Origin of the sequence: Flagellimonas algarum, assembly GCF_040513375.1 — a bacterium.
In the GTDB taxonomy this organism is placed as follows: Bacteria; Bacteroidota; Bacteroidia; order Flavobacteriales; family Flavobacteriaceae; genus Flagellimonas_B; species Flagellimonas_B algarum.
The window spans coordinates 869,152-895,617 of sequence record NZ_JBEVTG010000002.1 but is presented as its reverse complement, the minus strand read 5'-3'; the positions used below and the strand labels follow the sequence as shown (position 1 = coordinate 895,617).

At 49.2% G+C, this 26,466-nt stretch carries 26 protein-coding genes; 10 read left to right on the top strand and 16 right to left on the bottom strand.

All coding sequences use genetic code 11. The features are described 5' to 3' along the window. Positions 1–48 precede the first annotated feature (48 nt). Genes ABV409_RS11325 through ABV409_RS11305 form a run of 5 tightly spaced genes read left to right on the top strand, consistent with a single transcriptional unit; the run spans position 49 to position 4,816 of the window. A complete protein-coding gene (locus tag ABV409_RS11325) occupies positions 49–333 on the top strand; it encodes a riboflavin synthase subunit beta (protein WP_353877703.1) in 285 nt (94 codons plus the stop codon). Next, positions 334–2,157 (top strand): DNA mismatch repair endonuclease MutL, encoded by a 1,824-nt coding sequence (mutL, locus tag ABV409_RS11320; protein ID WP_353877702.1) that lies wholly within the window; start codon positions 334–336, stop codon positions 2,155–2,157. It begins immediately after the preceding gene. Next, positions 2,158–2,904: a rhomboid family intramembrane serine protease gene (locus tag ABV409_RS11315; protein WP_353877701.1), complete on the top strand. Its 747-nt coding sequence runs from the start codon at positions 2,158–2,160 to the stop codon at positions 2,902–2,904. Beyond that, positions 2,904–3,779, top strand: a complete 876-nt coding sequence (locus ABV409_RS11310; RefSeq protein WP_353877700.1) for a rhomboid family intramembrane serine protease — start codon at positions 2,904–2,906, stop codon at positions 3,777–3,779. The genes ABV409_RS11315 and ABV409_RS11310 overlap by 1 nt, the downstream gene beginning before the upstream one ends. A gap of 11 nt (positions 3,780–3,790) precedes the next feature. Continuing rightward, the gene (locus tag ABV409_RS11305) at positions 3,791–4,816 is read left to right on the top strand and encodes an endonuclease/exonuclease/phosphatase family protein (protein WP_353878169.1); all 1,026 of its coding nucleotides are present in this window, start codon (positions 3,791–3,793) and stop codon (positions 4,814–4,816) included. On the opposite strand, the gene ABV409_RS11300 is transcribed toward ABV409_RS11305, so the two are convergent. The 11 genes from ABV409_RS11300 to udk all read right to left on the bottom strand — a co-directional run bounded on the left by ABV409_RS11300 (position 4,805) and on the right by udk (position 15,074). Then, on the bottom strand, positions 4,805–5,113 hold the full coding sequence (locus ABV409_RS11300) for a DUF6122 family protein (protein ID WP_353877699.1): 309 nt from the start codon (positions 5,111–5,113) through the stop codon (positions 4,805–4,807). The genes ABV409_RS11305 and ABV409_RS11300 overlap by 12 nt on opposite strands. Next, entirely contained in the window at positions 5,113–5,736 is a 624-nt protein-coding gene (locus ABV409_RS11295) for a WbqC family protein (RefSeq protein WP_353877698.1), read from the bottom strand. The genes ABV409_RS11300 and ABV409_RS11295 overlap by 1 nt, the downstream gene beginning before the upstream one ends. Positions 5,737–5,741: 5 nt before the next feature. Continuing rightward, positions 5,742–7,457, bottom strand: a complete 1,716-nt coding sequence (lepB, locus tag ABV409_RS11290; protein WP_353877697.1) for a signal peptidase I — start codon at positions 7,455–7,457, stop codon at positions 5,742–5,744. A 43-nt stretch (positions 7,458–7,500) separates the two neighbouring features. Further along, a complete protein-coding gene (dapB, locus tag ABV409_RS11285; protein WP_353877696.1) occupies positions 7,501–8,199 on the bottom strand; it encodes a 4-hydroxy-tetrahydrodipicolinate reductase in 699 nt (232 codons plus the stop codon). Positions 8,200–8,202: 3 nt separating this feature from the next. Next, positions 8,203–8,847, bottom strand: a complete 645-nt coding sequence (locus ABV409_RS11280; protein ID WP_353877695.1) for a DUF5683 domain-containing protein — start codon at positions 8,845–8,847, stop codon at positions 8,203–8,205. Next, positions 8,840–9,745 carry a ParB/RepB/Spo0J family partition protein gene (locus tag ABV409_RS11275; protein ID WP_353877694.1) on the bottom strand — a complete coding sequence of 302 codons (906 nt, stop codon included), beginning with the start codon at positions 9,743–9,745 and terminating at the stop codon, positions 8,840–8,842. The genes ABV409_RS11280 and ABV409_RS11275 overlap by 8 nt, the downstream gene beginning before the upstream one ends. Continuing rightward, positions 9,746–10,519 carry a ParA family protein gene (locus ABV409_RS11270; protein WP_353877693.1) on the bottom strand — a complete coding sequence of 258 codons (774 nt, stop codon included), beginning with the start codon at positions 10,517–10,519 and terminating at the stop codon, positions 9,746–9,748. A 145-nt stretch (positions 10,520–10,664) separates the two neighbouring features. After that, positions 10,665–12,668: a methylmalonyl-CoA mutase gene (scpA, locus tag ABV409_RS11265; RefSeq protein WP_425590008.1), complete on the bottom strand. Its 2,004-nt coding sequence runs from the start codon at positions 12,666–12,668 to the stop codon at positions 10,665–10,667. 69 nt (positions 12,669–12,737) lie between these two features. Further along, positions 12,738–14,126 carry a methylmalonyl-CoA mutase subunit beta gene (locus ABV409_RS11260; RefSeq protein ID WP_353877691.1) on the bottom strand — a complete coding sequence of 463 codons (1,389 nt, stop codon included), beginning with the start codon at positions 14,124–14,126 and terminating at the stop codon, positions 12,738–12,740. Positions 14,127–14,130: 4 nt separating this feature from the next. After that, positions 14,131–14,463 (bottom strand): FtsB family cell division protein, encoded by a 333-nt coding sequence (locus ABV409_RS11255; RefSeq protein ID WP_353877690.1) that lies wholly within the window; start codon positions 14,461–14,463, stop codon positions 14,131–14,133. 5 nt (positions 14,464–14,468) lie between these two features. Continuing rightward, on the bottom strand, positions 14,469–15,074 hold the full coding sequence (udk, locus tag ABV409_RS11250) for a uridine kinase (protein WP_353877689.1): 606 nt from the start codon (positions 15,072–15,074) through the stop codon (positions 14,469–14,471). A 215-nt stretch (positions 15,075–15,289) separates the two neighbouring features. Here udk and ABV409_RS11245 point away from each other — a divergent pair, with 215 nt between their 5' ends. Next, the gene (locus tag ABV409_RS11245; RefSeq protein WP_353877688.1) at positions 15,290–16,501 is read left to right on the top strand and encodes a multidrug effflux MFS transporter; all 1,212 of its coding nucleotides are present in this window, start codon (positions 15,290–15,292) and stop codon (positions 16,499–16,501) included. Here ABV409_RS11245 and ABV409_RS11240 read toward each other — a convergent pair. From ABV409_RS11240 to nagB, 5 genes are read right to left on the bottom strand one after another with little or no spacing between them, the layout of a single operon-like run. Further along, entirely contained in the window at positions 16,492–17,580 is a 1,089-nt protein-coding gene (locus tag ABV409_RS11240; protein WP_353877687.1) for an anhydro-N-acetylmuramic acid kinase, read from the bottom strand. The two genes, ABV409_RS11245 and ABV409_RS11240, sit on opposite strands and share 10 nt — an antisense overlap. Further along, entirely contained in the window at positions 17,577–18,245 is a 669-nt protein-coding gene (locus tag ABV409_RS11235) for a class I SAM-dependent methyltransferase (RefSeq protein ID WP_353877686.1), read from the bottom strand. Before ABV409_RS11235 ends, ABV409_RS11240 begins: the two co-directional genes overlap by 4 nt. Beyond that, entirely contained in the window at positions 18,242–19,792 is a 1,551-nt protein-coding gene (locus ABV409_RS11230) for a glycoside hydrolase family 3 protein (protein ID WP_353877685.1), read from the bottom strand. Before ABV409_RS11230 ends, ABV409_RS11235 begins: the two co-directional genes overlap by 4 nt. After that, positions 19,785–21,056: an MFS transporter gene (locus tag ABV409_RS11225; protein ID WP_353877684.1), complete on the bottom strand. Its 1,272-nt coding sequence runs from the start codon at positions 21,054–21,056 to the stop codon at positions 19,785–19,787. The genes ABV409_RS11230 and ABV409_RS11225 overlap by 8 nt, the downstream gene beginning before the upstream one ends. Positions 21,057–21,080: 24 nt before the next feature. After that, positions 21,081–23,024 carry a glucosamine-6-phosphate deaminase gene (gene nagB, locus ABV409_RS11220; protein WP_353877683.1) on the bottom strand — a complete coding sequence of 648 codons (1,944 nt, stop codon included), beginning with the start codon at positions 23,022–23,024 and terminating at the stop codon, positions 21,081–21,083. Between the two features lie 175 nt (positions 23,025–23,199). Between nagB and ABV409_RS11215 the strand changes: the two genes are divergently transcribed. Genes ABV409_RS11215 through ABV409_RS11200 form a run of 4 tightly spaced genes read left to right on the top strand, consistent with a single transcriptional unit; the run spans position 23,200 to position 26,446 of the window. Further along, entirely contained in the window at positions 23,200–23,949 is a 750-nt protein-coding gene (locus tag ABV409_RS11215) for a DeoR/GlpR family DNA-binding transcription regulator (protein WP_353877682.1), read from the top strand. Beyond that, positions 23,950–24,774 (top strand): N-acetylmuramic acid 6-phosphate etherase, encoded by an 825-nt coding sequence (gene murQ / locus ABV409_RS11210; protein WP_353877681.1) that lies wholly within the window; start codon positions 23,950–23,952, stop codon positions 24,772–24,774. Next, positions 24,774–25,292 carry a hypothetical protein gene (locus tag ABV409_RS11205; RefSeq protein ID WP_353877680.1) on the top strand — a complete coding sequence of 173 codons (519 nt, stop codon included), beginning with the start codon at positions 24,774–24,776 and terminating at the stop codon, positions 25,290–25,292. Before murQ ends, ABV409_RS11205 begins: the two co-directional genes overlap by 1 nt. Positions 25,293–25,327: 35 nt before the next feature. Beyond that, positions 25,328–26,446 (top strand): hypothetical protein, encoded by a 1,119-nt coding sequence (locus ABV409_RS11200; RefSeq protein ID WP_353877679.1) that lies wholly within the window; start codon positions 25,328–25,330, stop codon positions 26,444–26,446. Positions 26,447–26,466: the final 20 nt, after the last annotated feature.

The window sequence follows — 26,466 nt, the reverse complement described above, 5'->3', positions numbered from 1 at the left end:
ACTTCTGCTCGCATTTTAAGTACCTTTGATACCCTACGGTAGGATGTAATGCGGAATTTTTTAAAGCTTAAGAGAAACAGAACGTTCGAGTACAAGCCCAGATACTACAAGGGGCAAGGCAATCCGTATAAAATCGAACATAAACTGGATCAATTTCGAACTACGGCGCACACCCAACGCGGCTTAAAAAACAAGATGTCTTCGGCATTCGATGATTTGAAGACCGAAGGCGATGCGAACATGCGTATTCGCTTCTTCATCATTTTGGCCGTATTGGTACTGGTGTTCCTGTACATCATCGATTTCGATCTCTCGATATTCTTTCGACGGTAAATGGCAGATATCATCAAACTTTTACCAGACCATGTTGCCAATCAAATAGCAGCGGGTGAAGTGGTACAACGACCGGCTTCCGTAGTCAAGGAACTGCTTGAAAATGCCATCGATGCCCAGGCATCTACCGTCAAGCTGATCGTCAAGAACGGTGGTAAGGTGTTGACCCATGTCGTCGACGACGGCAGCGGTATGAGCGATACCGATGCCCGATTGTCTTTTGAACGTCATGCTACTTCGAAAATAGCTTCGGCCGATGATCTTTTTAAATTGGCTACCAAAGGGTTTCGGGGCGAGGCTTTGGCATCGATTGCCGCTATCGCCCACGTCGAAATGCTGACCAAACCCGAAAACTCCGAATTGGGAACCCAAATCCGGATTGAGGGGAGCAAGGTCATTGAACAGGAAGCCTGTGCCAGCCCGAAAGGGACGTCCATCGCCATCAAAAACTTATTTTTCAATATTCCGGCCCGACGCAATTTTTTAAAATCCGACCAGGTAGAGCTTCGCCATATCATTGACGAGTTCCAACGTGTTGCATTGGTACACCCTGACGTGGCCTTCAGTATGTACCATAACGGTTCCGAATTGTTCAACCTCCCTGCTGGCAACCACCGCCAACGGGTCACCCAAATTTTCGGTAACCGGATGGATGAACGCCTGGTGCCCGTGAATGAGACCACTGAGGTCGTGACCGTCTCCGGCTTCGTCTGTAAACCTGAATTCGCAAAAAAAAGCAGGGGCGAGCAGTTCTTTTTCGCCAACGACCGATTTATAAAAAGTCCGTACCTACATCATGCCGTGCTTTCGGCTTTTGAGGGCTTGCTGAAAACCGACGCGCATCCAGGGTATTTTTTGTACCTGACGGTTGATCCGGCTGCGATCGATATCAACATCCATCCGACCAAGACCGAAGTGAAGTTCGATGATGAAAATGCCTTGTACGCTATATTGCGCGCTGCGATAAAACACAGTTTGGGGCAGTTCAATATCGCTCCGATCCTTGATTTTGAGCGTGACGGTAATTTGGATACCCCCTACCACTATGAGCAGAAGCAAGCAAGCATGCCCACGGTAAGCGTTGATCGTTCCTTCAATCCTTTCGCCGCACCGACCCAAGAACGTAAAAGCGTTGCCGGGTGGGAAAACCTCTTCGGTGATGACCCAAAAGATGCCGACCTGTCTTTCAGTAGCATCGAAGTCGAATCGGAAGCAGCTTCAAGCGACTTGTTCGAAGGAACCGAAGCCGCGATAGCACAACAACGGTCGATTTTTCAGCTACGCAACAAGTACATCGTTTCGACCTTGCGTTCGGGCTTGTTGGCCATCAACCAGAACCGGGCGCATCAACGCATTTTGTTCGAGCGGTTCTTGGCAGCCTCGGAGTCGCAAAAGGCGGTGACCCAACAATTGCTCTTTCCGTTGGATATTGATTTGCCTGCCAAAGATTTCCAAGCCTTTCAAGAAATGGAGGCTGATTTGGTGAAAATGGGATTTTCCTTGGAGGATGCCGGTTCCGAAAAAGTAAAAGTGACAGGTATACCGGTCGGCATGACAGAAAGTATGGTTGGCACGGTATTGGAGGATTTATTGGCAAGTTTCCAAGATAACCAAACGGTAAATACCGTATTTTCACAACGGGAGCTGTTGAGCAAGGTGTTGAGTGAGGCCATGGCCATCAAGAACGGTCAGGCATTGGAAATAGATGCCCAATTGGTTTTGGTCGATGACCTGTTCGCATGTTCCGAGCCAAAATTAAGCCCTTCGGGTAAGGTGGTCTATATGACCATCGACTTAAATGAAATTGACAAAAGATTCGAATAAATGGGAAGACTGACCGAGGCTATCAAGCATCTTATCATCATCAATGTCATCTTCTTTATCGCAGGTATCGCCGGTTACGGCGATATGCTGTATCAGTATTTGGCCCTATGGTTTCCTGAGAACGCCAATTTTCAATGGTGGCAAGTGGTTTCGCACATGTTCCTGCACGATTTCGGCGGTTTTTTCCACATCCTTTTCAATATGTATGCCTTGTGGGCCTTCGGCTCGCCTTTGGAGCGTATGTGGGGACGGAACAAGTTTCTGTTCTTCTATTTTTCGTCAGGCATCGGTGCGGCCCTGATCCATACGGCCGCGAACTATTATTTTTTCAATGAAGGCTTGGATGCCATCCTGGCATCGGGCATGCAGAAGAGCCAGGTCATCGAGTTCCTGTCAAAAGCGCCGAACAGTCCTGATTGGTACCGACTGGCTTCCCGGGGTACCATAGATAGCTTTCTTTCTGCATTCAATGAACCCGCAGTGGGGGCATCTGGTGCCGTGTACGGCGTTTTGGTGGCCTTCGCCTTCTCTTATCCGAATGCGGAACTGATGTTGATTTTCTTGCCGATTCCGATCAAAGCGAAATACTTCGTGCCCTTGATCATTCTAGGGGATCTGTTTTTCGGTTTCAGTAACGTCAATACCGGCATCGCGCACTTCGCGCATATCGGTGGGGCACTCATCGGTTTTGTCATGATGTGGTATTGGAAAAAGAATCAATTCAACAATAATCGCTGGGACCGCTAATGGCAAATTCAGATCTTAGATACCAGTTCGCCCGTTTGAACATTGCTGAAAAAGTGATCGCCATCAATGTTGCGGTCTTTTTATTGAACGGTATCGGCACCTATCTTTTGCAAGTACCGAACGACTTCGTGATGCGGTGGTTCGAACTGCCCAAGTCGCTTATGGGTTTTCTTACCCAACCCTGGTCGCTAGTGACCTACTCGTTTTTCCATTCCGGATTCGGGCATATTTTCTGGAACATGTTGATGCTTTATTTCGCTAGTCGAATTTTCTTGAACCTTTTTGACGCGAGGCGGTTCATCAACGTATACTTTCTCGGGGTCATCGTCGGTGGTTTGGTCTTTTTGCTGAGCTACAATATTTTTCCCGCTTTATTGAACACCAATTCCTCGCTGATAGGGGCATCGGCAGGGGTGACTGCGGTCTTGATCTTTATCTGCGCTTATATCCCCAACCAAGAAGTCCGGATTATCTTTTTCAATGTGAAGTTATGGTATGTCGGGGCCTTTTTTGTCTTGGTCGATTTGATTCAAATTCAATACGGCGCCAATGTAGGTGGGCGATTGGCCCATTTAGGGGGTGCCTTTCTGGGGTATATCTATGCCCGACAGCTCGTACAAGGTAAGGATATCGGGGCCGGGTTCTCAAACCTACTCGATAAGATGGCCGATCTTTTCAAACCCCGAGAGCGCAAGGCCCCGTTGAAAACGGTGTACAAGAAGAAGGATGTCCGCAAAGGAAAGGGGGTCGATTATGACAAGGAGACCACCCAGCGGAAAATCGATGCGATTCTCGATAAGATCAGCAAATCGGGCTACGAAAGCCTTTCTAAGGCAGAGAAGGATTTTTTGTTCAAGGCAGGTAAAGGAGATTGATTTTGAAAAAAATGTCGGGGGGCAAGAAATGGATTTTTTTCTTCAATATCGTATTCGCGATATTGTTCGGGGTTACCCTATTGATCCCGTTTTTCTCGGTAGCGACCATAGGCAAACTCTCCGTTTTGAGTTTATTCACCCCTTTTTTCGTATTGGTCCATATCGGTTTCGTACTGTTTTGGTGGATGAACAAGCGTAAATTGGTGATGCTTTCCCTTTCCTTGTTGGTATTGGGGTTTTTACTTTTCGATAGCTTCTATAAGTTCCCGGCCACCAATGAAACCGATGGGGGGTTTAGTGTGTTAAGCTTTAATGTGAGAAGTCTAAATAAGAACGAACATTTACGGATTGCCAATGTCGATAGTTTGGTCATGGACTTTGTGGCGACCCAAGATGCCGATGTGGTTTGTTTCCAAGAGTTCAACTACAAAAAAAAATGGAGCCATCATTTAGGGCTACAGTATCCCTATCGTTTTGTAGATTACGAATATGGCAAACATGATGGACGGGTCATACAAGCGGTCTATTCGAAACATCCGATCGTAGCCGTTGACGGCATCGACTTTCCTAACAGCTCGAACAAGGCGATCTATGCCGATCTTTTGGTTTCGGGTGATACGGTACGCCTCTATAATCTCCACTTACAGTCATTTAACGTAGTACCTGATAAAATCAATGCCTCTGATTCCGAAAAGCTCATGCAGCGGATTTATAAGGGTATGCAAAAACAACAAGAGCAGGTTGAGGTCTTGCGCACCCATATGGCCAAAAACAAGTACAAACGAATCGTAGTGGGCGATTTGAACAATACCCAGTTTTCGAACATTTATCGCAAACTATCAAGTGGGATGAACGATACCTTCCAAGAGAAAGGAACCGGTTTCGGTACGACCTATCGCTTGCTCGGTTACCCGATGCGGATCGATTACATCTTCGTAGATCCGGAATTCGAGGTCATCGCGCACCAAAACTTCGATGTCGAGCTTTCCGATCATTTCCCGGTTATGGCCACAATGCGAATGGTTTCAGAGCCATAGACAATCGAAGAAATCGGCGACGATATGGAGGAGCAGGGCCAAACCGAACAAACGTGTTTTCCTGAATAGGGCCAAAAGGGCATAGCCGGTTATCGCCACATAACTATGCAGGGGATGAAAGCCAATACTGCAGCGATTGGGATCGAAGATCGGGTCGGCGAGCAAATGATCGATATCGATGACCATGGCACCCAAAAAGATTAGGATCACGGTACGTCGTCTTTCAATCGGAAAGCAAAGGGCAATTAGAAAAGGCACGAGAAAATGGATGCCGTAATGAACGAATTCGCGTAACACTAAAACCCGATTTTCTGATTTTCCAAATAGGTCAGGGCATTGCTGCCTTCATTGAAAAGCAAGTCCAGCACACTGAGGTTCCCGATAAACCCATGACGGTCGCCGAATACTTGAAAATAAGGTTCCGTTGTCCAGCCTTTTTCCCCTTTAGCGATGGCGAGATGACGCAAATCATTAAGCCCCGTAGGTCGCGGCTCATACCGTTGGGTCTTGGAGGTTGGCATTTCAAAGCCCAAGCTGGTCGTAATGAACTCGAGGGTCGCATAGTTCAAATCGATCAAGAAATCGAATCGTTGTTCGAAAATCGGGGCCAAATCGTCTTCATAAAATTCAAAAAACGCCGAAGTACGGTAGGCGGTCTGTAGGGTACGCCAATGACGCAGCTGCCAACGTTCGCTATGGTCAATTCTGACCTCCTTGTATTTTTGCCGACCATCGGAACCCCCCACATGTCGTATGGGGACATTCAGCATGTGCTTGCCTTGATCCGTACAGATATAGCAGCGGTTGCGATAGGTCTGTTTTTGGAAATTGTCTTCGTTTTCCCATACCACATCAGCCATGGTCAATGCCTTGGCCGTAACCAGGTTAGGGAAGTAGACCGGATGTAAAAGGGTTTCCAAAACGCTTAGGCCGATTGCTGTTTACGTCGTTTTCGAACATAATCGAAGATCAACCAAGCCGCCAAGGCCATCAAGAAATACCGAAAATAGGAGACCGGTTCCCCACTGCCGCCCACCGTAGTGAACATGCGATCCCATCTGAATTTTTCATTGAACCTGATTCCATCTTGGAAATTATCAAAGCTCAACCAAATGAAGACCGGTTTTCCGACGATATGGTCTTCGGCCACATAGCCCCAAGCGCGACTGTCTTCCGAATGATCGCGATTGTCACCCATCATCCAATAATAATCCTGCTGAAAGGTATAGGAATCCACTTCCTGTCCGTTGATCAACACCTTATCGGCAGTAACTTCGACCTCGTTGTGTTCGTAATCCCTGATGATTTTTTTATACAGCGGGATGGTGCGTTTGTTAATGGCAACGGTCGTGCCCGCTTTCGGAATGTAGATGGGTCCGAAATTGTCGACATTCCATTTGTAATAGGGACTTTGCGGAAAAATGTTGTATCCGGGTTGGCCCTTGGGCAGTACTTCCATGACAACCGAATCGATGGCGGGGTTCTTGCGCAATTCCTCAACCATGGCATCGGTTAGGTTGGCCACCCGTTCGCGGGGTGTGACCTCTTTTAACGACAGTCTTAATGCGCGAATGAGTTCGGTCGGAATTCCGGTTTCATCAGTGAATAATTCCAGTTGCCCGTCATCGCGTTGGCGATAGTTCATGACGTATCTCGAGAGGCCATTGGCCTGGGTCTGGTTCAATGAGGCGGTCAGGTAGGTACGTTGGAAGTCTTCGGCATCGACCCCTTCTTCTTTGTTCAGCAATCGGCTTGAAACCCCTTTATTACCATAAACGATGTAGTTGTTCAATACTTTGGCCCGATCGGAAAGCTGCAATTGTTCGCCATTGATAAAGACGAAGCCATCTCGCACTTCTAGCGAATCACCAGGCGTGCCGACGCAGCGTTTTACATAATTCGATTTTTTGTCAATGGGTTTTTGCACCGCTTTTTCCGCCTTAAAAAATACGCGAACCGTATCGGCAGGCCAGCTAAAAACAACGATGTCGTTCTTTTTCGGGGTGCTCAAACCAGGCAGTCGGAAATAGGGGATCTGGGGCTTACGCAGATACGAACGGGTTTTGATCAGCGGTAGGGTATCGTGCACCATAGGTGCGGCCACAGCGGTCATCGGGGTTCGCGCCCCGAAATGGAATTTACTGACGAACAAGAAATCCCCAATGCGTAAGGTGCGTTCCAAAGATCCCGTCGGGATCACATACGGCTGCATGAAATAGGTATGCACGAAGGTGGCGGCCACTACGGCAAAAACGATCGAACTGACCCATTCCCCCAAGCCTGACTTCGGCTTTAGGTCACGATCTTCGATGTAGCTGACGTCTTGGGTATAGTTGATGTAATAGATATAGAAGCCGAGCGTCAAAATCACCAACCAGGTATCCACAAGTTTGTTCTTTCCAAAACTTCGAATGGTCTCGACCCAAACTACCGGGAACATCAATAAATTGATGATCGGGATGAACAACAGCAACACCCACCAATTGGGGCGGTTGATGATGCGCATCAATATGATGGCGTTATAAACCGGAATCGCCGCCTCCCAGGCTTTGCGTCCAGCCTTGACATACAGTTTCCATGTTCCGAGAAAATGGATGACCTGAACGATCAAAATAAAAAGTAACCACTGTGTACTGTCCATATCTTTTTTGTTTTAGACCCGATTCGGCACGCTTTGTTACGTCCTAGCCAAGGTTTAACACATCTTTCATACTAAACACCCCTTGTTTGCCAACGATCCATTCAGCCGCAATAAGGGCTCCCAAGGCGAACCCTTCCCTGTTGTGTGCCGTATGTTGTATCCGGATGGTATCGACCGCACTGGTATAATCGATCGTATGGGTGCCGGGTACCGTGCCCTCCCTGACGGAGCTGATCAGCACCTTGTTCGCTTCGGTTTCATCTAAGCTCCAGCCTGAATATCCGGCTTCGGCCATAATGCCTTCGGCAAGACTGATCGCCGTTCCGCTTGGGGCATCCAACTTTTGGGTATGGTGTATTTCTTCTAAGGCTACTTGATACCCATGTCCTTTGATCATGTGGGCCAATTGTCGATTGAGTGCGAAGAACAAGTTGACGCCCAAACTGAAATTCGAGGCATAGATAAAGGCGCCTTTTTTCCGTTTGCATAGGGCGACGGCTTCCTCATATCGGGCCAACCATCCGGTGGTACCTGAAATGATGGGGATGTTCGCTTCGAAACAACGTTCGATATTGTCAAAGGCCGCATCGGGCGTGCTAAAGTCAATGGCTACGTCAACGGAAGTAAAATCCGGGTTGCCAGAGCCTTCATCCAGCTTGGCTACGATCGAATGCCCTCGTGCCGTACCGAGCTTTTCGAGCATTTTGCCCATTTTTCCATATCCGAATAAGGCGATGTTCATAGGTCAAAAGGTTACGGCTAGTGCCATGCCAAAATAGGGTTCTCCGGTTACTTCGTTCAGGTTCATGAACGGCTTGAAATCGATACCCAATTGCTCGTTGACATTGTATTGTTTGAGGTGGGCGTCGACATTGGCGTCGATGATGTTCAAGGCATAAAAGCCAATGGTAACCACCAACCACAAATCGCGGTTTCGCTGGGTGCTCTCTTGGGCGTCCTGAAGCGAACTATCCGAAAAATCAGGGCCGAACCCGTCATTGTCCGAATCGTAGAACTGGTCGTCGGTGAAGCCTGCCAAGCGCCGTTTAAAGGCGTCACGAAACTGATTGTATCGGGTATTATTGGTCGAGTAGTTGTAAATGCCGATGCCGATAGCACCCCAGACGATGGGGGCTTTCCAGTACCGTTTGTTGTAGATTTGTCCCAAACCCGGCATAATGGCCGAATAAAAAGCCGCCTTACTCGGTGCCAAGGGGTTGATGGCCACTTTTTCGTAGGTCACCTCTTCGAAGGTCACCCCCTTCTTTTTGAAATCAGTCTGGACCGAATCGGCTTTTTGGGTGTTCTCTTCCTGCACTTCGGTTTCTTGTGCCATGCCCAAAACGCCGATGAAAAACAAACAAAGCCCTAAGCGGAAGCCGTTATTCACCCGAAAGTAATTTTTTTAGACGTTGGAATTCTTCCTTCGAATGGAAAGGAATGACGATTTTACCCTTGCCATTGGCCGAAGCGGCAACACTGACCTTCACGGCCAAGTGGTCTTTGATATCGGAAAGGCTTTTGCTAATGTAACCAGGTAGCTCCTTGTTGCTTCCCGATTTCTCAGAAACCGGGTCCTTGCCGGATTTTATCGCACGCACCAATGCCTCGGTTTCCCGCACCGAAAGTTGTTGTGCCACGACCTTTTCATATATCGCGATCTGGTCTTTCTTTTTCTCCATGTTGATCAGGGCACGCCCATGACCCATGCTTACGAAACCATCGCGCATGCCCGTCTGTATGATCGGATGCAATTTCAACAGGCGAAGGTAGTTGGTGATGGTCGATCGTTTTTTACCCACCCGTTCGCTGAGCTTCTCTTGGGTCACCTTGACCTCGTCGATCAAACGCTGGTAGGACAAGGCGATCTCAATGGGATCCAGGTCCTGTCGTTGGATATTCTCCACCAAGGCCATCTCCAGTGATTCTTGATCATTGGCGATTCGGATGTAGGCCGGAATGGTTTTCAAGCCAACGATTTTCGAAGCCCTGAACCTTCGCTCCCCGGATACGAGTTGGAACTTGTCATACCCCAATTTGCGAACCGTAATGGGTTGTATGATCCCTAGTTCGCGGATGGACCCGGCCAGTTCCTTTAAGTTTTCGTCATTGAAATTAGAGCGCGGTTGGAACGGGTTGACTTCGATCGAAGCGATGTCCAATTCCACGACATTGCCGATGACCTTATCGGCGTTCTTATCGCCTACGGATTGGATGTCGTTTTCCGGATCTTTCAAAAGCGCTGATAGGCCCCTGCCAAGCGCTTGTTTTTTGGTTGCCTTCGCCATCTAGACTGTCTCCTTGTTTTTGTTCAATATCTCATTGGCCAAGTTCAAGTAATTCGAAGCCCCTTTGCTGCTCGCATCATACTTGATAATGCTTTCGCCATAACTTGGTGCTTCACTCAACTTTACGTTCCGTTGGATGATGGTGTCGAACACCATATCGGCGAAGTGTTTCTTGACCTCTTCGACCACTTGGTTCGATAAACGCAATCTTGAATCGTACATGGTCAACAGCATGCCTTCGATATCGAGTTCGGTATTGTGGATGCGTTGCACGCTTTTGATCGTATTGAGCAATTTACCCAATCCTTCCAAAGCGAAATATTCGCATTGGATCGGGATCATTACCGAGTCGGCTGCGGTAAGGGCATTCAGGGTCAACAGCCCCAATGAAGGAGCGCAATCGATCAGGATGTAATCGTAGGATTCGCGAAGCCCTTGAATGGCTTCTTTCATCATGTATTCGCGATTGTCCTTGTCGACCAATTCGATTTCAATGGCCACCAAATCGATATGGGCGGGAATCAGATCGACATTGGGTGAATCGGTACTAACGATAGTCTCCCCTGCGGTCGCGGTATGTTCCAACAATTGGTAGGTCCCTTTTTCGACCAATTCGACCGCTACCCCTAAACCAGAGGTGGCGTTTGCCTGGGGGTCGGCATCGATCAACAATACTTTCTTTTCAAGAACGCCCAAAGAAGCTGCAAGATTCACCGAAGTGGTCGTCTTTCCTACGCCTCCTTTCTGATTCGCAATAGCAATGATTTTGCCCATTCATCAAGTAAGTTAGGGGTTAAAAATACGATTATTTATAAGGATGGAAAACGCAAATTGTTAACACAAGGTGAATAAGTTAAGACCTTGCCGTTAAAGTAAGTTAAAGTTTAAATCAAATTTTGATCATCCCTTTATGGATGCCCTAATCCATTAGGATTTCCAACAGTTCAATGGCCGCTTCACTGATTTTCGTACCCGGTCCGAATACGGCGATCGCCCCGGCATCGAACAGACTTTGGTAGTCTTGTTTCGGGATTACCCCGCCAACGATGACCATGATATCCTCGCGCCCGAAACGCGCCAATTCCTCGATGACCTGGGGCACCAGCGTTTTGTGGCCGCCTGCCAAGGACGAAATCCCTAAGATGTGTACGTCATTTTCGATGGCTTGTTTGGCCACCTCTTGCGGGGTTTGGAACAAGGGCCCGATATCGACATCGAAGCCCAGGTCGGCATAGCCCGTCGCTACCACCTTGGCCCCTCGATCGTGGCCGTCCTGGCCCATCTTGGCGACCATGATCCTCGGGCGTCTGCCTTCACTTTGTGCAAAGGCATCGGCCATTTGTTTGGCTTTTAAAAAGGTATCGTCGTTTTGGATTTCCTTGGAATACACGCCACTGATTGCTTGAACTTTCGCGCGATAGCGACCAAAGGCCTTTTCAAGGGCATCACTGATTTCACCCAAGGTGGCCCTGGCACGCGCTGCCGATACTGCTAAAGCTAGCAAATTTTCACCACTTTCACCTTTTGACTTTCGTTCTGCGGACTCGGTGAGCTGCGCTAGTATTCGGCTTACTGCTGCCGCATCGCGTCCTTGTTTGACGCTCGTCAATCGAGCCAGTTGTTGCTCGCGCACCTTGCGGTTGTCGACTTCCAGGATCTGTAGTTCGTCTTCGTCTTCCAGTACGAATTCGTTCACGCCGACGATGGTATCCCTAGCGCTATCGATACGGGCTTGTTTTTTGGCAGCGGCCTCTTCGATCCGCCGTTTCGGTATGCCTTCTTCGATCGCCCGGGTCATGCCCCCGATTTTTTCGACCTCTTCCATCAAATCCCAGGCTTCTTCCGCAATTTGGGCGGTGAGGTCCTCAATGAAATGACTGCCGGCCCAAGGGTCGACCGTTTTGGTGATCTGGGTCTCTTCTTGCAAGAACAACTGGGTGTTCCTTGCTATTCGTGCCGAAAAATCGGTAGGTAGGGCGATGGCTTCATCCAAAGCGTTGGTGTGCAGGCTTTGGGTGCCGCCGAAAACCGCCGCCATGGCCTCAATGGTCGTTCGGGCCACATTGTTGAACGGGTCTTGCTCGGTCAAGCTCCAACCACTGGTTTGGCAATGGGTCCGCAGCATGGAAGATTTCGGGTTCTTCGGTTCGAACTGTCGTAGCAATTTCGCCCAAAGCATGCGCGCGGCCCGCATTTTGGCGATTTCCGTACAATGATCCATTCCGATGCCCCAGAAGAAAGAAAGGCGGGGGGCGAAATCATCGACCTGTAATCCGGCCTTCAATCCAGTACGGATGTATTCGACCCCGTCGGCCAAGGTATAGGCCAATTCCAAGGCAGCCGGGGCGCCAGCTTCATGCATGTGATAGCCCGAGATACTGATGCTATTGAACTTGGGCATGTTCTGGCTGGTGTATTCAAAAATATCCGCTATGAGTTGCATCGACGGTTTTGGGGGGTAGATGTAAGTGTTCCGCACCATGAACTCTTTCAAAATATCGTTTTGGATGGTGCCAGCGAGCAACTCCTTGGCAACCCCTTGTTCTTCGGCGGCCACGATATAGAAAGCCATTATAGGCAATACGGCCCCGTTCATGGTCATCGATACCGACATCTTATCCAGAGGGATGTCTTGAAAGAGGACTTTCATGTCTTCGACTGAGTCGATGGCAACGCCCGCCTTGCCTACATCGCCGACGACACGTTCATTGTCGCTATCATAACCACGGTGGGTAGGCAGGTCAAAGGCCACCGAAAGCCCTTTTTGTCCTGCAGCGAGATTGCGCCGGTAGAAGGCGTTACTTTCCTCAGCAGTCGAAAAACCGGCATATTGCCTGATGGTCCAAGGTCGACGCACGTACATCGTGCTGTACGGTCCCCTTAAGAACGGGGCGATACCGGCAGCGAAACCTTCATGTGCCATAGGCGTGCGTGCGGCTCCATCTTGGGTCCCCGACAACTGCAAATCCTGTACGTCCAGTCTAGCCATGGGTTAGGTTTTTTTGGTTTCATTGGCAAGTCGTTCCTTTTCGATGGTCTCGGCCAATCGTTTGGCAATGATCGGTTCGACGATGGTTTTCGTTTTTCGGGATGCCATGAATGGATCTCGTTCAAGGTCGTGCCCCATGGCATCCGAAGCGTTCGGGTATTTGTTCGTACCGATGGATACGAGTTTGCCCTCATCGAACAATTGCTGTTCCTTTTGTGCCGAAGCTTTGATTTTTTTCTGGATCATCCCTTTTTTCAATTGTTGGAGAAAACCACCTCCCTGTTCGATTTGCTTGAAAAGGTCCAGTCCTTTTTGTGCCAATTGGTGAGTCAATGTTTCGATATAATAGGCCCCGTCACTATGGGTCGATGCACTAGCTAAAAAACTCTCTTTTTGTAGGATGATCAATTGATTGCGGGCGATCCGGTCACCGAATTCGTTGTCGTGGTGATACAAGTGGTCATAGCGCAGGCTACAAATCGTATCGGCGCCACCGAATGCCGACGCCATGAATTCGCTGGTCGTACGCAGCATATTGACATTGTAATCGTACAGGGTTTTATTGCGAAGCGATGGTTGGGCTACGATATGACAGGGTACGCTATTACCGTGGACCTTTGATACGCTCTGCCATAGCCAGCGCAGGGCCCGGAGTTTGGCGATCTCAAAAAAGTAATTGCTTCCGACCGCCACTTGGAAACTGATAGGATCTGCCGTTTTATTGAGGCCCTTGAGATGGTTCAGGTATTCGTTGGCATGGGCGACCCCATAAGCTAGCTGTTGGATGCAATTCGCCCCCGCATGTTGGTATTGGGTCATATCGCAACCGATAACATGCGTAATGCCCTGACGTTCACAATGGGCCAGGATGGCATCGAAATGAGCATGGTCTTGGGCCATGTCATGGTACCAATTGCCACTTCGATTCAAGTTTCCGATCAAGTCGATATGCAGGCATACGAGGGAGTTCGCCGGTAAGGAACCCAGTAATCCGGTGATGGCTGATGCATCAAGGAAACCAAATTCAAGATGGACCGGTATTTTGGTGAGATTGATTCCATCGAATAAGCTGCCGACGGCAAGTTCGATTCGCGGGATGCTAAAAAACAGGCTTTGCGCCCCCCTGGCTAGGGCATCAAGGGCTCGGGTATTCGCTTTTAGGGGGTCTTCGACCACAATCCGTTGGCCGATCTTCCAGGCGATCCGACCTGTGGAAAAAAGCGGTAGTTCGGCAAGGTCTTCAGCATGGTAGAAGGGTTTGATGTGGAGTCCTTCCAAAGATTCCCAAACCAAGGTATCGTTGTAATCGGCTCCTTTCAAATCCATTTGGATCTGCTGTTTCCATTGCTTGGCCGAAACGGCATCGAATTCTGAAAATAACTGCTTTCCCATACGTTTACTCGTCCTTTTTAGGTGGAATGCTGTCTTCGTATTCGATCAAAAACACCTCTTCGTTGTCTTTTTTCATGTAATAACGCTCGCGGGCGTATTTTTCCAAGGCTTCGGGACTTGATAATTTTTCCAGTGCGGCTTTATCCTTTTGGATTTCCTTTTTCAAAAATTCCTTTTGCTGTTCCAACTTGTTGATTTCGTTTTGGAGCTCGTTGTGGATCAACAGGGAATTGGTATCGAAAAAGGCCATCCAAACCACAAAAATGGTAAGTACCAACACATAGGTATTGGCGAATACCTTGACCCATTTTTTCTTTTTGAAATCAGACCATCCCATCGGCGTTACAGTTTGTCATTGACGATCGTGCGCACCATATCGACGGCCACGGTGTTGTAATGGTTGTTGGGGATGATGATGTCGGCGAATTCCTTTGAAGGCTCTATGAATTGATTGTGCATGGGTTTTACGGCCGATTGGTAGCGGTGCAGCACTTTCTCGAGATCATGTCCGCGTTCTTTGATGTCGCGCTGTAACCTGCGGATCAAACGTTCATCCGAATCGGCATGAACGAAGATCTTGATATCGAACAAATCCCTCAATTGGGCATTGCTCAATACCAATATACCCTCAACGATGATCACTCGTTTGGGTTCGGTCAATATGGTTTCGGACATCCGCGTTTCCTCGACGAAGGAGTAGACCGGGATCTCGACGGCTTTACCGGCTTTAAGATCCGTGATATGCTGGATCAAAAGCTCAAAATCAATGGAATTGGGGTGATCGAAGTTGATTTTGCCCCGTTCTTCCTTGGTCAAATGGGCCAAATCATTGTAATAGGAGTCTTGTGAAATCACTACGACCTCCTTGGTCGGTAGTTCTTCGGTAATTTGATTGACAACGGTCGTCTTTCCGCATCCGGTGCCACCCGCGATCCCTATGATGAGCATGTACGATATTTTGCCCTCAAAGGTACACATTTGAACGCAGTCGTACCACCTATCAAAACGGGCGGGCGTTCAAAAACAAGCCCGGTCCTAGGGTCTGGAACGGCCTCGGATCCCCATGGGCCTTTAACAATGCCCAATTCGAAAAAAACGCTTGACCAAGCAAAACAATCAGCATAAAAGTTCCTCCCTTCATTCGGTGTACCTACCTTTGTCCGATGGAAAAATCGGCAGCGAAGCCCAACTTTGAATTCATTGCCTTAATGGCTTCTTTGATGTCGATCGTGGCCTTGGCGATCGATACCCTATTGCCGGCCATTCCGGATATCGGACAGACGATCCACAGTTCCGACCCGAAAGACCACCAGCTTTTCGTAACCATGATTTTTTTAGGATTGGGGGTAGGTCAATTGTTCTTCGGGCCGCTTTCGGATCAATATGGCCGAAAGCCTATGGTTTATGCCGGATTTGTGGTGTTCGGGTTAGCCAGTGTCATCTGTCTTCTGGCGCAAAACCTTGAGGTGATGGTCATTGGTCGGATCCTTCAGGGGATAGGACTTTCATCGCATCGCACCATCGCGATCTCGATCATTCGAGACATGTACAAAGGGGATTATATGGCCCGGATCATGTCGTTCGTTACCGCCTTCTTCATTTTGGTGCCCGTGGTCGCCCCCGCGATCGGGAAGGTGATCCTAGATCAGTTCAATTGGCAGACCATCTTTTATGTCCATCTTTTTTTGGCCGCCTTGCTGTGGATTTGGTTTTGGAAAAGACAGCGCGAGACGTTAAAACCTGAATATAAGATCAAATTCTCCGGAAAGAGTTTTCTGGCCGGGGCCAAAGAAATGTTGCGCTACCCAGAGACCGTTGCTTTTACATTTGTCTCAGGCCTGGTGACCGGCGCCTTTTTGGTCTATTTGAGTTCGGCCCAACATATTTTCGAAGACCAATACGGCATGCGTGAAGCCTTTCCGTTTCTGTTCGCCGCCTTGGCGATATCGATCGGCACTTCGACTTTTACCAATGGCACCATGGTGTTGCGTTTCGGAATGCGTAAGCTATCTATGGCGGCAACGGTGGCTTTTAGCGCCATTGCCTTATTGTATGTGATCCTTTTTTGGAACGCCCCCAACCCGAGCGTAACCGTTTTGGTCGCATTTCTGTTCTTTCAGTTTTTCTGTTTGGGGTTCATGTGGGGTAATTTCCGTTCCATTGCCATGGAACCCATCGGGCATATTGCGGGCATAGGTGCCGCGATCAATGGCTTTGTTTCGACCATGATATCGGTCCCCATTGCCTCTTGGATCGGCATTTATCTCGAAGACACCGCCTTGCCCTTGTTCATCGGGCTGGCGATTTGTGGCTGGTGTTCGGTTGCCTTGATCGTCACGGTCCGTAAAAAGCGGCCGATATTGGGTCAAGGTTGATGTGGCGAAGGCTTGAATAGGACCCCGCTACTCGAATCGCGTTCGGCCCCGGTTACCGAGGCCAAAATGTTGATGGCATTCCGCTCCTTCAACACCCCCATAAAACCGAATACCATGGCTTCTTTGTATTCGATCAAGCGTTTCGACGGAACGATAACTTCGCAAAAGGGATGTAAAGCCTCTCGCAGGCAATCGACAAAAAAAGTGTTCAAAGCTCCGCCACCGGTTACCAGCAACCGATTCGACCCCGACGATGCTTCTTGTGCAACGACCTTGGCGATTTGCACGCAATTGTGTTTGATGATCGTGTGGAGTTGGTCTTGGATCGGAGCCGCGCATTTTTCGATCAGGGGCTTGATTTCAGCTTCAAACCATTCGAATCCCGTAGATTTTGGATAGGATAATCGGTAATATTCCAATGCGTTTAGGGCTTCCATCAATTCGGTATCCACTGTACCACTGCGCGCCATTGTTCCGCCTGCATCATAAGCTTGACCGATGGTCGCCGTGATGTGGTTCAAGGGCATGTTCGCCATGCCGATGTCGAAAGCGATCCGTTTTTCATGCTTTTGGAATGAAATATTGCTGATTCCCCCAAGGTTGAGACAGAAATCAAAGTCTGCGAACAACAGGCTGTCCCCAATCGGTACCAATGGGGCACCTTGGCCGTTCAACTGAACGTCAAGGGTTCGGAAATCACAGATGACCCGATGGCCCGAAGCATCGGCCAACGCTTGACCAGCTCCCAATTGAAAGGTAATGCCCGCTTCCGGGCGATGGTGCGAAGTGTGTCCGTGGCTGGCTAAGAAATCCACCGAAAGGCCATGTTCAGTCAAAAAGGCCTTGGCCTGTTCCCCCAACCAGTGGCCATACTCTTGGTGCAATTCGTCATGTCTGGATTCGGAATGGTGAATGGCATTTTGCAGATCCGCAAGCATGCGGGTCCCATAGGGGATGGTAGTGGCTTCCAAGATCTCAAACGACCAACCTTGGTCACCGTGCTCGAAGTGGCAATACGCCAAATCCAATCCATCTAGCGAAGTGCCCGACATCATTCCTAAAACCCGATACGTACTCACTGAAGTTTATTTAAGATGAATATAAGTGAAAGTGGCTTCCCATCCGAATCGTGTACTTCTTCAACAGACGACTTGCTGTTCGGAATCTCGGAGATCAGCGTCTTCCAATCCTCCAAGGTGCGCGCATACCAGGCATGTCCATCTTCGAAATCCCCTGGCAGGCCTTCCCAAGCATCCGCAATCCATTGGGAACGATAGGGGAGACCACGATCGATTAAAAAATCGGGATGGACAGTCTGTAATACCACTGCACCTCCGTCTCGCACATTTTCCATAACCTGGATCAGTAGGGCCGCTACTTCATCCTTGAGAAAGAGCGCGAAGTTGAAAACGATCAGGTCGTAGGGGTGGTACGGGATCGGAACACCGGAGATGATGTCTTCAAAGGCCAGGTGTTCAAAACGACCTTGGGATTTTTGTTTGGCCAATGTTACCAATTCGATGGTTCCATCGAAACCATAGGCCTCGATTCCGGTTTGCTGTAGGGCACGGCACAACCACCCTTCACCACAGCCCAGATCGGCGACCCGTTGCGGGCGTAAAGCCTGTATGACCAGAAGGATGGCGGCATTGGTGAATCGGCGCGATTCGATTTCATTGCTATCAATGACCGCACTCCACTTTGCGGCATTCTTTGACCATGCAGAACGTATGCCATGGTTCATCGTGAAAGTGATTTTAACTGGACAGGGAGTTTTCCGGGCGCAGCAACACCCCCTTCAAAATGGGTCGCTGCATTATCTTGGAATTCCGGAAAGTCTTGGAAGACCACCACCACGGCCAGGGCTTTGTTCCAAGGGATTTTATCCAACAAGAACGGATTTCCGAAAAGGTAGATGATGCTGTCCCGGGAGTCCAATAGGTGTCGGATGCGCTCCAATTCGGTCAGGCTTAGACCGAAGTTCTGTTTGGGTTTGGCTTGTGGGGGGGTTATGACCAACAGGCTTCGCTTATCCGATTCCGATGGATGTAAGCGTGCCGTAAAGCGTGATACCGGTTTTCCGATTTCGACCATACCATACCCTTGCTTTCGAAACACCGCGATTTCTTCGGAGTTGCCTTTGAGTTGGGTCAAACTAGCTTCGGCCAACTGTGCCATGAGGTCAGGATAAGTCGACGTTGGGACTGGTTGGCTTGCCAGAGGCATCGTCACCGCTTTTTGTTTCAACCGCCACACACGTTCGAAGCTACGTTCGATCTGTTCCGAAGCCCCGTGACTGTCGATCATGTCGATGCCTGCATTCACGGCATCGGCGAAACACAGCAGGTCGTTGCCGGCTTCAAAGGCGGTATATTCCAGTTCACCCGGAATTTCGAATCGTTTCGAAATCGCATGCATGTTCAGTGCATCGGAAATGATGATTCCGTCCCAAGCCAGTTCCCCCCTGAGGAAATCGGTCAGAATTTTTTTGGATAGTGATGCAGGTTCCAGAGCGCCATCGGTCAAGGCTGGAACTGCGAGATGCCCGACCATGACCGCATCGATGCTATCGGGCTGCATCAGTTGTATAAAGGGATGTAGTTCTTCCTCAAACAATGCCGCTTTGGTCTTATCAATAACCGGAAGCTCCAAATGGGAGTCCGTTGCCGTATCGCCATGCCCTGGAAAGTGTTTGATGGAGTTCAATACGCCTTGGGTGTTCGCCCCTTCGATATAGGCCTGGGCATAAGCGGTTACCTGCTCCTTATCGAACCCAAAAGAACGGTACCCGATCACGGGGTTTTCAGGATCGGTGTTGATATCGACTACCGGTGAAAGGTTCCAATGGATACCGGCCGATTTACAGTCAAATGCGATTTGGGCGCCGACCTGTTTGACGAGATCAACTTGGTCTTGCATGGCACCTAAGGTAATGGCATAAGGGTATTGCCTCGTTTTTTCAACCCGCATGGCCAGGCCCCATTCGGCATCAATGGAAATTAATAACGGAATGGGTGCTGCTTTTTGATAGCGTGCGATCAATTCGATCAGTCTTTGGTAGCTTTCGGCGTTGTGGACGACCTTTTTTTTGCCTTCGAAATTCGTGGCCGCACTTGCCCGACTGTGAAAGAAACACAGACTGCCTACGTAGCCCTCTGTGATGAGCCGCTCCATGTTCTTGATTTCGGTCTCGGTATCATTGATGAAAACCGCGGGCATGAACAGCTGTCCGATCTTTTGACGTTTCGAAAGCCGGTCTTTTATTTCGTCATAGGTGGGTGGGTTAGCCATTGGCACTTCCTTTTTTGCCATAATCGGGCGGGTATTTCAAAAACGGTAAAAGAAAGAGGGCGGGTAGGGCCGCGATGACCACCCAAATGAAAAATCCGCGATAACCCAACCATTCTTGCATGAACCCACTGATCATACCGGGTAACATCATGCCTAAGGCCATAAAGCCGGTTGCAATGGCATAGTGCGAGGTTTTTGACCTGCCTTCCGCGAGGTAGATAAGGTACATCAAAAATGCGGCGAATCCGAAGCCATATCCGAATTTTTCAAAAACCACGGTTGTCGTTACGGCGATGATATCGGTTGTTTGGGTATAGGCCAAAACCGCGTACAGTAGGTTTGGGATGTTCAAGGATAAGATCATCGGTAGCATCCATTTTTTCAGCCCATCGCGCGAAATCAAAATCCCACCCAAAATCCCTCCGAGCGAAAGCATGACGACCCCCACGGTGCCGAAAATGGTCCCCAATTGCTCGGTAGAATAGGCCAAACCCCCTTGTTCCAAGGGGTCGAGCAAAAACGGCGCGGCCATTTTGACCAGTTGGGATTCTCCCAGCCGATAGGTCAGCACAAAAGCCAGGGCGATACCGATGTTTTTCTTTTTGAAGAAGGTGGCGAATACCTGCCAAAAACCTCCGGGTCGTTCGGCCACAAAGTCACTTTCCGATTCATATTTCGGGGTGGTGAAAAAGTTCGCGACGGTCAAGGCCAACATCAGAAACGCGGTAGCCGTCATGGTCAAGCTCCAGGCCTTGGTGTTGTCTCCATATCGGTTTTCGAGAAAACCGGCGGCAACCACGATCAGTCCTTCCCCGGTAACCATGGCCAGCCGATAGAACGTACTTCGGATACCGACGAAAAACGATTGCTTTTTTTCGGACAGGCCGATCATATAATAGCCATCCGAAGCGATGTCATTGGTCGCCGAAGCAAATGCGGCCATCCAAAAACAGGCTAGGGTGGTGGTAAAGAACATGGAGGTCGGTAGTGATAAGCCCACACCGAAAAGGGCAATGGCAATGACCAACTGCATCCAAAGGAACCATTTGCGTTTGGTGCCTTTCAAGTCGACAAACGGACTCCACAAGGGCTTGAGTACCCAGGGCAGGTAGAGCCAGCTGGTATATAAGCCGATCTCAGCATTTCCGATACCCAGTTTTTTGTACATGATCACCGAAACGGTGACCACGATCACATAGGGGATTCCTTGGGTGAAGTAGAGCACGGGCACCCAGGCCCATGCTCGTTTGTCTTTTTGGATCATACGCTAAAAATACTTCATTTAGCCTTAGCTGAAGTGATAGCGCACAAAGCCTTCCATGGCTTCGTATTCGGCCATGCCCAGGGCATTGTATTTGTTAGCGGTTTCCGAATTCCGTTGCTCGGCCCGTTGCCAGAACTCCCGTTCGTCGTTCCCAGGGAACATCGCGGCGTCTTTTTGCGACTGGTGTTTGAAAATCGCATTTCGCTTTCGGGTCATGTCCTTTGGACCGATCGGAACGGCCATCTCCATGTCGGCGATGTCCCATTCTTGCCAGGCCCCTCGGTACAACCAAACATAACAGTCGTCGAGCCAGGTTTCGCCTTCTTCCAACAAGCGCTCCAAGGCGATGAAAATGATCTGCAGGCACACCCTATGGGTGCCATGGGGATCGGAAAGGTCACCGGCAGCGAAAATCTGATGGGGCCGCACTTTTTTGAGCAACTCCATTGTGATTTCGATATCCGCTTCGGAATGTGGTTTCTTTTTGACCGCCCCGGTTTCATAAAAAGGCAGGTTCAAAAAGTGGGCGTTTTCTTCTTTGACCCCGCAGTAGCGACAAGCGGCCAAGGCCTCTCCTTTTCGGATCAATCCTTTGTATTCTTGGATTTCAGGGCTATCGATTTGACCGGGTTGTTTGTTGTTCAAGAAAGAACGGACATCGGCCAGCTGTTGTTGCAATTGGGTGTTATCGCGTTGCACGTCGGTCGCGAAGTCCAAAAATCGAATGACTTCGTCATCGAATACCGCGATATTCCCCGATGTCTGATAGGCCACATGGACCTGGTGGCCTTGATCGACCAGCCGGAGTAAGGTGCCGCCCATGGAGATGACGTCGTCATCAGGGTGGGGACTGAAAATCATCGAGGTTTTGGGGTAGGGGAATGCCCGTTCAGGCCTCCTGCTATCGTCGGCATGGGGTTTTCCTCCAGGCCATCCTGTAATCGTTGCCTGTAGTTGGTTGAAGACCTTGAGGTTGATCTGCTCGGCAGAACCGATTTCGGCGATCAGGTTGCCCATTCCGAATTCATTGTAATCTTCATTGGTCAGTTTGAGGATCGCTTTACCTAGGCGTTCCGACAACCAAATGACCGCCTTTTTGATAAGTTTATCGTTCCAGTCGCATTCCCCGACCAACCAAGGGGTCTGTACCCGGGTCAGCATGGAAGCCGCTGCCGTATCCAAAATGAAATCACAGTTGTTGTGATGTTGCAGGAAGGTGGCCGGCACGGTTTCTTTGATCACCCCTTCTACCGATTGTTGGATGATGCCCGATTTGCCTTCGCCCCATGCCATCAAGATGATCCGTTTGGCGGCCATGATGGTACCGACCCCCATGGTGATCGCCTTGTTCGGAACGTTCTCGTACCCAAAGAAGTCACTGGCAGCATCGAGTTTGGTCACCCGATCCAAGCGTACCAAGCGTGTCTTGCTCTTCAGGGAAGACCCCGGTTCGTTGAATCCGATATGCCCAGTTCGCCCGATTCCCAAAACTTGGATATCGATACCCCCGAATTCCAAGATCTTCTGTTCGTAATCGTCACAGAATTGACGAATGCCGTTTTTTTCAACCGTACCGTCAGGAATGTGTACGTGTTCCTTTTTGATGTCGATATGATCGAAAAGGTGTTCGTTCATAAATCGGACATAGCTGTGGATGGAATCCGGTTGCATGGGATAATACTCATCCAAGTTGAAGGTGACCACATTTTGAAAACTCAAGCCTTCTTCTTTATGGAACTTTACCAAGAAGTCATATACCTTGGTCGGGGTCGAACCGGTAGCCAGGCCTAGGACCGCCATTTTACCTTGTCCTTGACGTTGACGGATGAGGTTGGCGATTTCATTGGCCACATAGAAGGAAGCGCTTTCCGAATCCGCATGGACCATCGTGCGTACCTTTTCGAATTTTTTCACCTCTTCGTTCTGAGGGTCTAACAGGGGTTGGGTTTCAGCAAAACTTTGTGTCATTTTTGGATAGATTGCAAATTATTACGGGGCAAATATAGGCATAAAACGGCAACATTTGCTGTTTTATGCTTTTATTAATGCAATATTTTGCTTTTAATAACAATTATTTAAACTAAAAACGTAGAAAACGGCATTTGGAGGATTTGCCTATCTTTGCGATCGAATCACTGTACCCATGCTTAAAGAAGAACGCCAACGCATCATTTTGAATGAGGTCGAATTACACAACCGGGTGTTGTTGACCGATATTGCCGAGAAGCTGGATGTGTCGATCGATACGGCAAGAAGGGATGTCAAGGAACTCGATGCCGACAAACGCCTGCGTAAAGTACATGGTGGAGCGGTCTCTCTCGGTTTTGCCAACTTGAGTCCCGTCCGCAATAACGTCTATGCCCTTGATGAGAAGACGACCATAGCTGAAAAAGCGGTTGCAATGATCAACGACAACAGCGTTATCTTGATCGATGGGGGCACCACTTGCCTGGAATTGGCCCGAGCCCTTCCGATCCATTTATCCCTGACCTGTTTTACCCTCAGTCTGCCCGTGGCGATGGAATTATTGAACAAGCCCAATGTGGAGACCATATTCATCGGCGGGGTCCTTTCCAAGGATTCCCAGATTACGATTGGGGCCAATACCATACACAACTTATCGCAGATCAAGGTCGATTATGGCTTTATCGGAACCGGATATGTCGATGCCAATTTTGGTTTGACCGAATTCGATTGGGACATTGTCCAGACTAAAAAGGCCGTGATCAAAGCCTCTAAGAAATCGGTCTTGCTCAGTATTTCGGAAAAGTTGAATTCACAACACCGCTATAAAACCTGTGATATCACCGAAATCGACACCCTTGTGACCGAGTTGGAGCCCGAACACCCCTTGTTGGGCGCATTTAAGAACCAAGAAATTACCTTATTATAAATGAGTGCCTTTACGAAAATTACCGAGCAAGCCTCCAATCATGACGACCTGGAATTGGCCTCTACCGCCCAGTTGTTGACCCAGATGAACCAAGAAGACCAGCAAGTGGCCCTTGCGGTAAAAAAAGTGATTCCACAGATCGAGCGACTCGTTGAAGAACTCGTGCCCCGTTTCGAACAAGGCGGTCGCCTTTTCTACATCGGAGCGGGAACCAGCGGCCGGTTGGGCATCTTGGATGCCTCTGAAATCCCCCCGACTTTTGGCATGCCCCATGATCGGGTCATCGGTTTGATCGCAGGAGGGGATGGTGCTATTCGAAAGGCCGTTGAATTTGCTGAAGACAATACGCTGCAAGCTTGGAAAGACTTATCGGTTTATCACATGACCGAAAATGACGTGGTCGTCGGCATTGCGGCGTCCGGAACCACCCCCTATGTGCTCGGCGGGGTCAAGGATGCCCAAGAGCATGGCCTGTTGACGGCGGGTATCACGAACAATCCCGGTTCTCCTTTGGCCGAAGCCGCGACCATCCCGATTGCCGTCGATGTAGGCCCTGAATTCGTCACTGGAAGCACCCGGATGAAGAGCGGAACCAGTCAGAAATTGGTCTTGAACATGATTTCAACCGCTTTGATGATCCGAATCGGCCGGGTCAAAGGGAACAAGATGGTCGACATGCAACTGAGCAATAACAAATTGGTCGATCGGGGTACGCGCTATTTGGTCGAGGCCCTGGGCATTCCTTATGACGAAGCAAAAAATGCCTTGCAAGAGCACGGGTCGGTACGCGCTGCCATTGCCAGTCATAAAGCCTTGGATTCCTGATGTCCGGTTTCGAGCTACAGTTGACCGGAGGGCATCCGAATTCCTTGGGCAATACCGTTGCTGTGGTCGAATCCGTACTTGAAGATCCCACCCGCTTCGAGGAACTATTCAACTGTTATTTTTCCGAAGATGAAGTCGTACGCCTTCGTGTTTCCAACGCCATGAAGCGTTTAGGAAAGGCCGACATAGGCTTTCTATTACCTTATGTGGATCGTTTTTTGGAAGAAATTTCAAAGATCGACCAGGCATCGACACAATGGACCCTTTCGCAACTCTTCCTGCTCCTTGAAAAGGAGTTGGATGCCGGGCAACGGGAGAAAGTCCAAGAGATCATGAAAAACAATTTGGCCGGGCATACCGACTGGATCGTGCTTTGTCAGACCATGGAGACCCTTAGCCGATGGGCGAAGAAAGACCAAAATCTCGCCATTTGGCTGGTGCCCCATTTAGATCGCTTGGAAAATGACCCCCGGAATTCGGTTTCGAAGAAAGCGAAAAAGGTCAAGGCCCTCCTTTGACCCCAACCATTGATTATGGTTATATTTGGGTAGCCATGCCCACTGTGACCCTGACCCAAATACCACTCTTGTACACCACCTCTGAAACCGTCTTGTTTTATGGCTGGTGGCAATTCGGCACCTGTCTGTTCGCTTTTATTGCCTTAGTATCGATATGGTGGCATATCGGCAGACGCCAAAACGATTTGGGGCAAGTGTGGCTGGCGCTCTCGATCCTCTGCTGGAGCATTTCAGGCTTGGCCGAGGTGCTATTCGTTTCCAACGGTTCGTCCGGTAGTGCTTTGGCCAACGGTTCGCGTAGCATCCTTTCGTTGTTCAACAGCCTTTTTATCTTGTTGGCCCTGCCTTGGTTTCGGTATTTGCCCAAATTATTGTCACCGATCATCCAATCGAAATATTGGCTGTTGATCGTCGGCTTGCCCTTTTTGTTTTCCTTGCTGCCGACCTTAAGGAGCATGGTGATGGGAAGCGACCTGTCGAACGCGGAACTGGATGTGTACTATGCAGTATTGACCTTGGTGTTTTTGGGAGCGGTGCTTTGGCAGTCTTTTTCGCGACGCCGTTTGACCGCTTTGGCCTATTTATCGCTGGTCTGTATCGGCATCACCTTGTTGGCCCAGTTTTACAAATTGACGGGTTCGGTCATCAATTTGACCTTGTTTTCGGCCATTTTCAAGACCTGCTTGATCATGATCTTCTTTGCCCTTGCGCTGAGTTGGGTGAAGGAGTTGTCCGAAAACACCATTCCGGGTTTTGATCGCATCTCCTTGGCCTTGCAACGCAAACGGGTACACGACAAAGTTGCCCATAAGGTAGCCATAGGAGGGTTTTCGGGCGCTTCGCTTCGAATGGTGAAATTGACGGCGACGCAGTATGGTTTGTTGTCGCAGTTCGCTAAGAACCGAAAGGAGGATTCAAGCTCCTGGTTGGAAATCCGTCCAAAGAACAATCCCGTCCCTGACAAAACCTATGATATTGCCGATTACAATGAAATCCGGCGGTTGCTCTTGGCCCTGCTCGATGGCATCTTCGGGAAGGGGAATTGGACCAATGAACAACATTTGGAGCCGTTTAAGGAGGCGATGTTCGAGTTGTCTAAAAAACGCGAACGAAAAATCCGATTGCGTGTTTTGCCCGAAAACATCCATTTTTAGGGGCTTTAGCGTGAATTGTC

Excerpts from the sequence above, each read along its gene's own strand:
- ABV409_RS11325 (WP_353877703.1), top strand. The coding sequence starts at position 49 with ATGCGGAATTTTTTAAAGCTTAAGAGAAACAGAACGTTCGAGTACAAG.
- mutL (WP_353877702.1), top strand. The coding sequence starts at position 334 with ATGGCAGATATCATCAAACTTTTACCAGACCATGTTGCCAATCAAATA.
- ABV409_RS11315 (WP_353877701.1), top strand. The coding sequence starts at position 2,158 with ATGGGAAGACTGACCGAGGCTATCAAGCATCTTATCATCATCAATGTC.
- ABV409_RS11310 (WP_353877700.1), top strand. The coding sequence starts at position 2,904 with ATGGCAAATTCAGATCTTAGATACCAGTTCGCCCGTTTGAACATTGCT.
- ABV409_RS11305 (WP_353878169.1), top strand. The coding sequence starts at position 3,791 with ATGTCGGGGGGCAAGAAATGGATTTTTTTCTTCAATATCGTATTCGCG.
- lepB (WP_353877697.1), bottom strand. The coding sequence starts at position 7,457 with ATGGACAGTACACAGTGGTTACTTTTTATTTTGATCGTTCAGGTCATC.
- dapB (WP_353877696.1), bottom strand. The coding sequence starts at position 8,199 with ATGAACATCGCCTTATTCGGATATGGAAAAATGGGCAAAATGCTCGAA.
- ABV409_RS11275 (WP_353877694.1), bottom strand. The coding sequence starts at position 9,745 with ATGGCGAAGGCAACCAAAAAACAAGCGCTTGGCAGGGGCCTATCAGCG.
- ABV409_RS11270 (WP_353877693.1), bottom strand. The coding sequence starts at position 10,519 with ATGGGCAAAATCATTGCTATTGCGAATCAGAAAGGAGGCGTAGGAAAG.
- scpA (WP_425590008.1), bottom strand. The coding sequence starts at position 12,668 with ATGGCACATGAAGGTTTCGCTGCCGGTATCGCCCCGTTCTTAAGGGGA.
- ABV409_RS11260 (WP_353877691.1), bottom strand. The coding sequence starts at position 14,126 with ATGGGAAAGCAGTTATTTTCAGAATTCGATGCCGTTTCGGCCAAGCAA.
- ABV409_RS11255 (WP_353877690.1), bottom strand. The coding sequence starts at position 14,463 with ATGGGATGGTCTGATTTCAAAAAGAAAAAATGGGTCAAGGTATTCGCC.
- udk (WP_353877689.1), bottom strand. The coding sequence starts at position 15,074 with ATGCTCATCATAGGGATCGCGGGTGGCACCGGATGCGGAAAGACGACC.
- ABV409_RS11245 (WP_353877688.1), top strand. The coding sequence starts at position 15,290 with ATGGAAAAATCGGCAGCGAAGCCCAACTTTGAATTCATTGCCTTAATG.
- ABV409_RS11235 (WP_353877686.1), bottom strand. The coding sequence starts at position 18,245 with ATGAACCATGGCATACGTTCTGCATGGTCAAAGAATGCCGCAAAGTGG.
- ABV409_RS11230 (WP_353877685.1), bottom strand. The coding sequence starts at position 19,792 with ATGGCTAACCCACCCACCTATGACGAAATAAAAGACCGGCTTTCGAAA.
- ABV409_RS11225 (WP_353877684.1), bottom strand. The coding sequence starts at position 21,056 with ATGATCCAAAAAGACAAACGAGCATGGGCCTGGGTGCCCGTGCTCTAC.
- nagB (WP_353877683.1), bottom strand. The coding sequence starts at position 23,024 with ATGACACAAAGTTTTGCTGAAACCCAACCCCTGTTAGACCCTCAGAAC.
- ABV409_RS11215 (WP_353877682.1), top strand. The coding sequence starts at position 23,200 with ATGCTTAAAGAAGAACGCCAACGCATCATTTTGAATGAGGTCGAATTA.
- murQ (WP_353877681.1), top strand. The coding sequence starts at position 23,950 with ATGAGTGCCTTTACGAAAATTACCGAGCAAGCCTCCAATCATGACGAC.
- ABV409_RS11205 (WP_353877680.1), top strand. The coding sequence starts at position 24,774 with ATGTCCGGTTTCGAGCTACAGTTGACCGGAGGGCATCCGAATTCCTTG.
- ABV409_RS11200 (WP_353877679.1), top strand. The coding sequence starts at position 25,328 with ATGCCCACTGTGACCCTGACCCAAATACCACTCTTGTACACCACCTCT.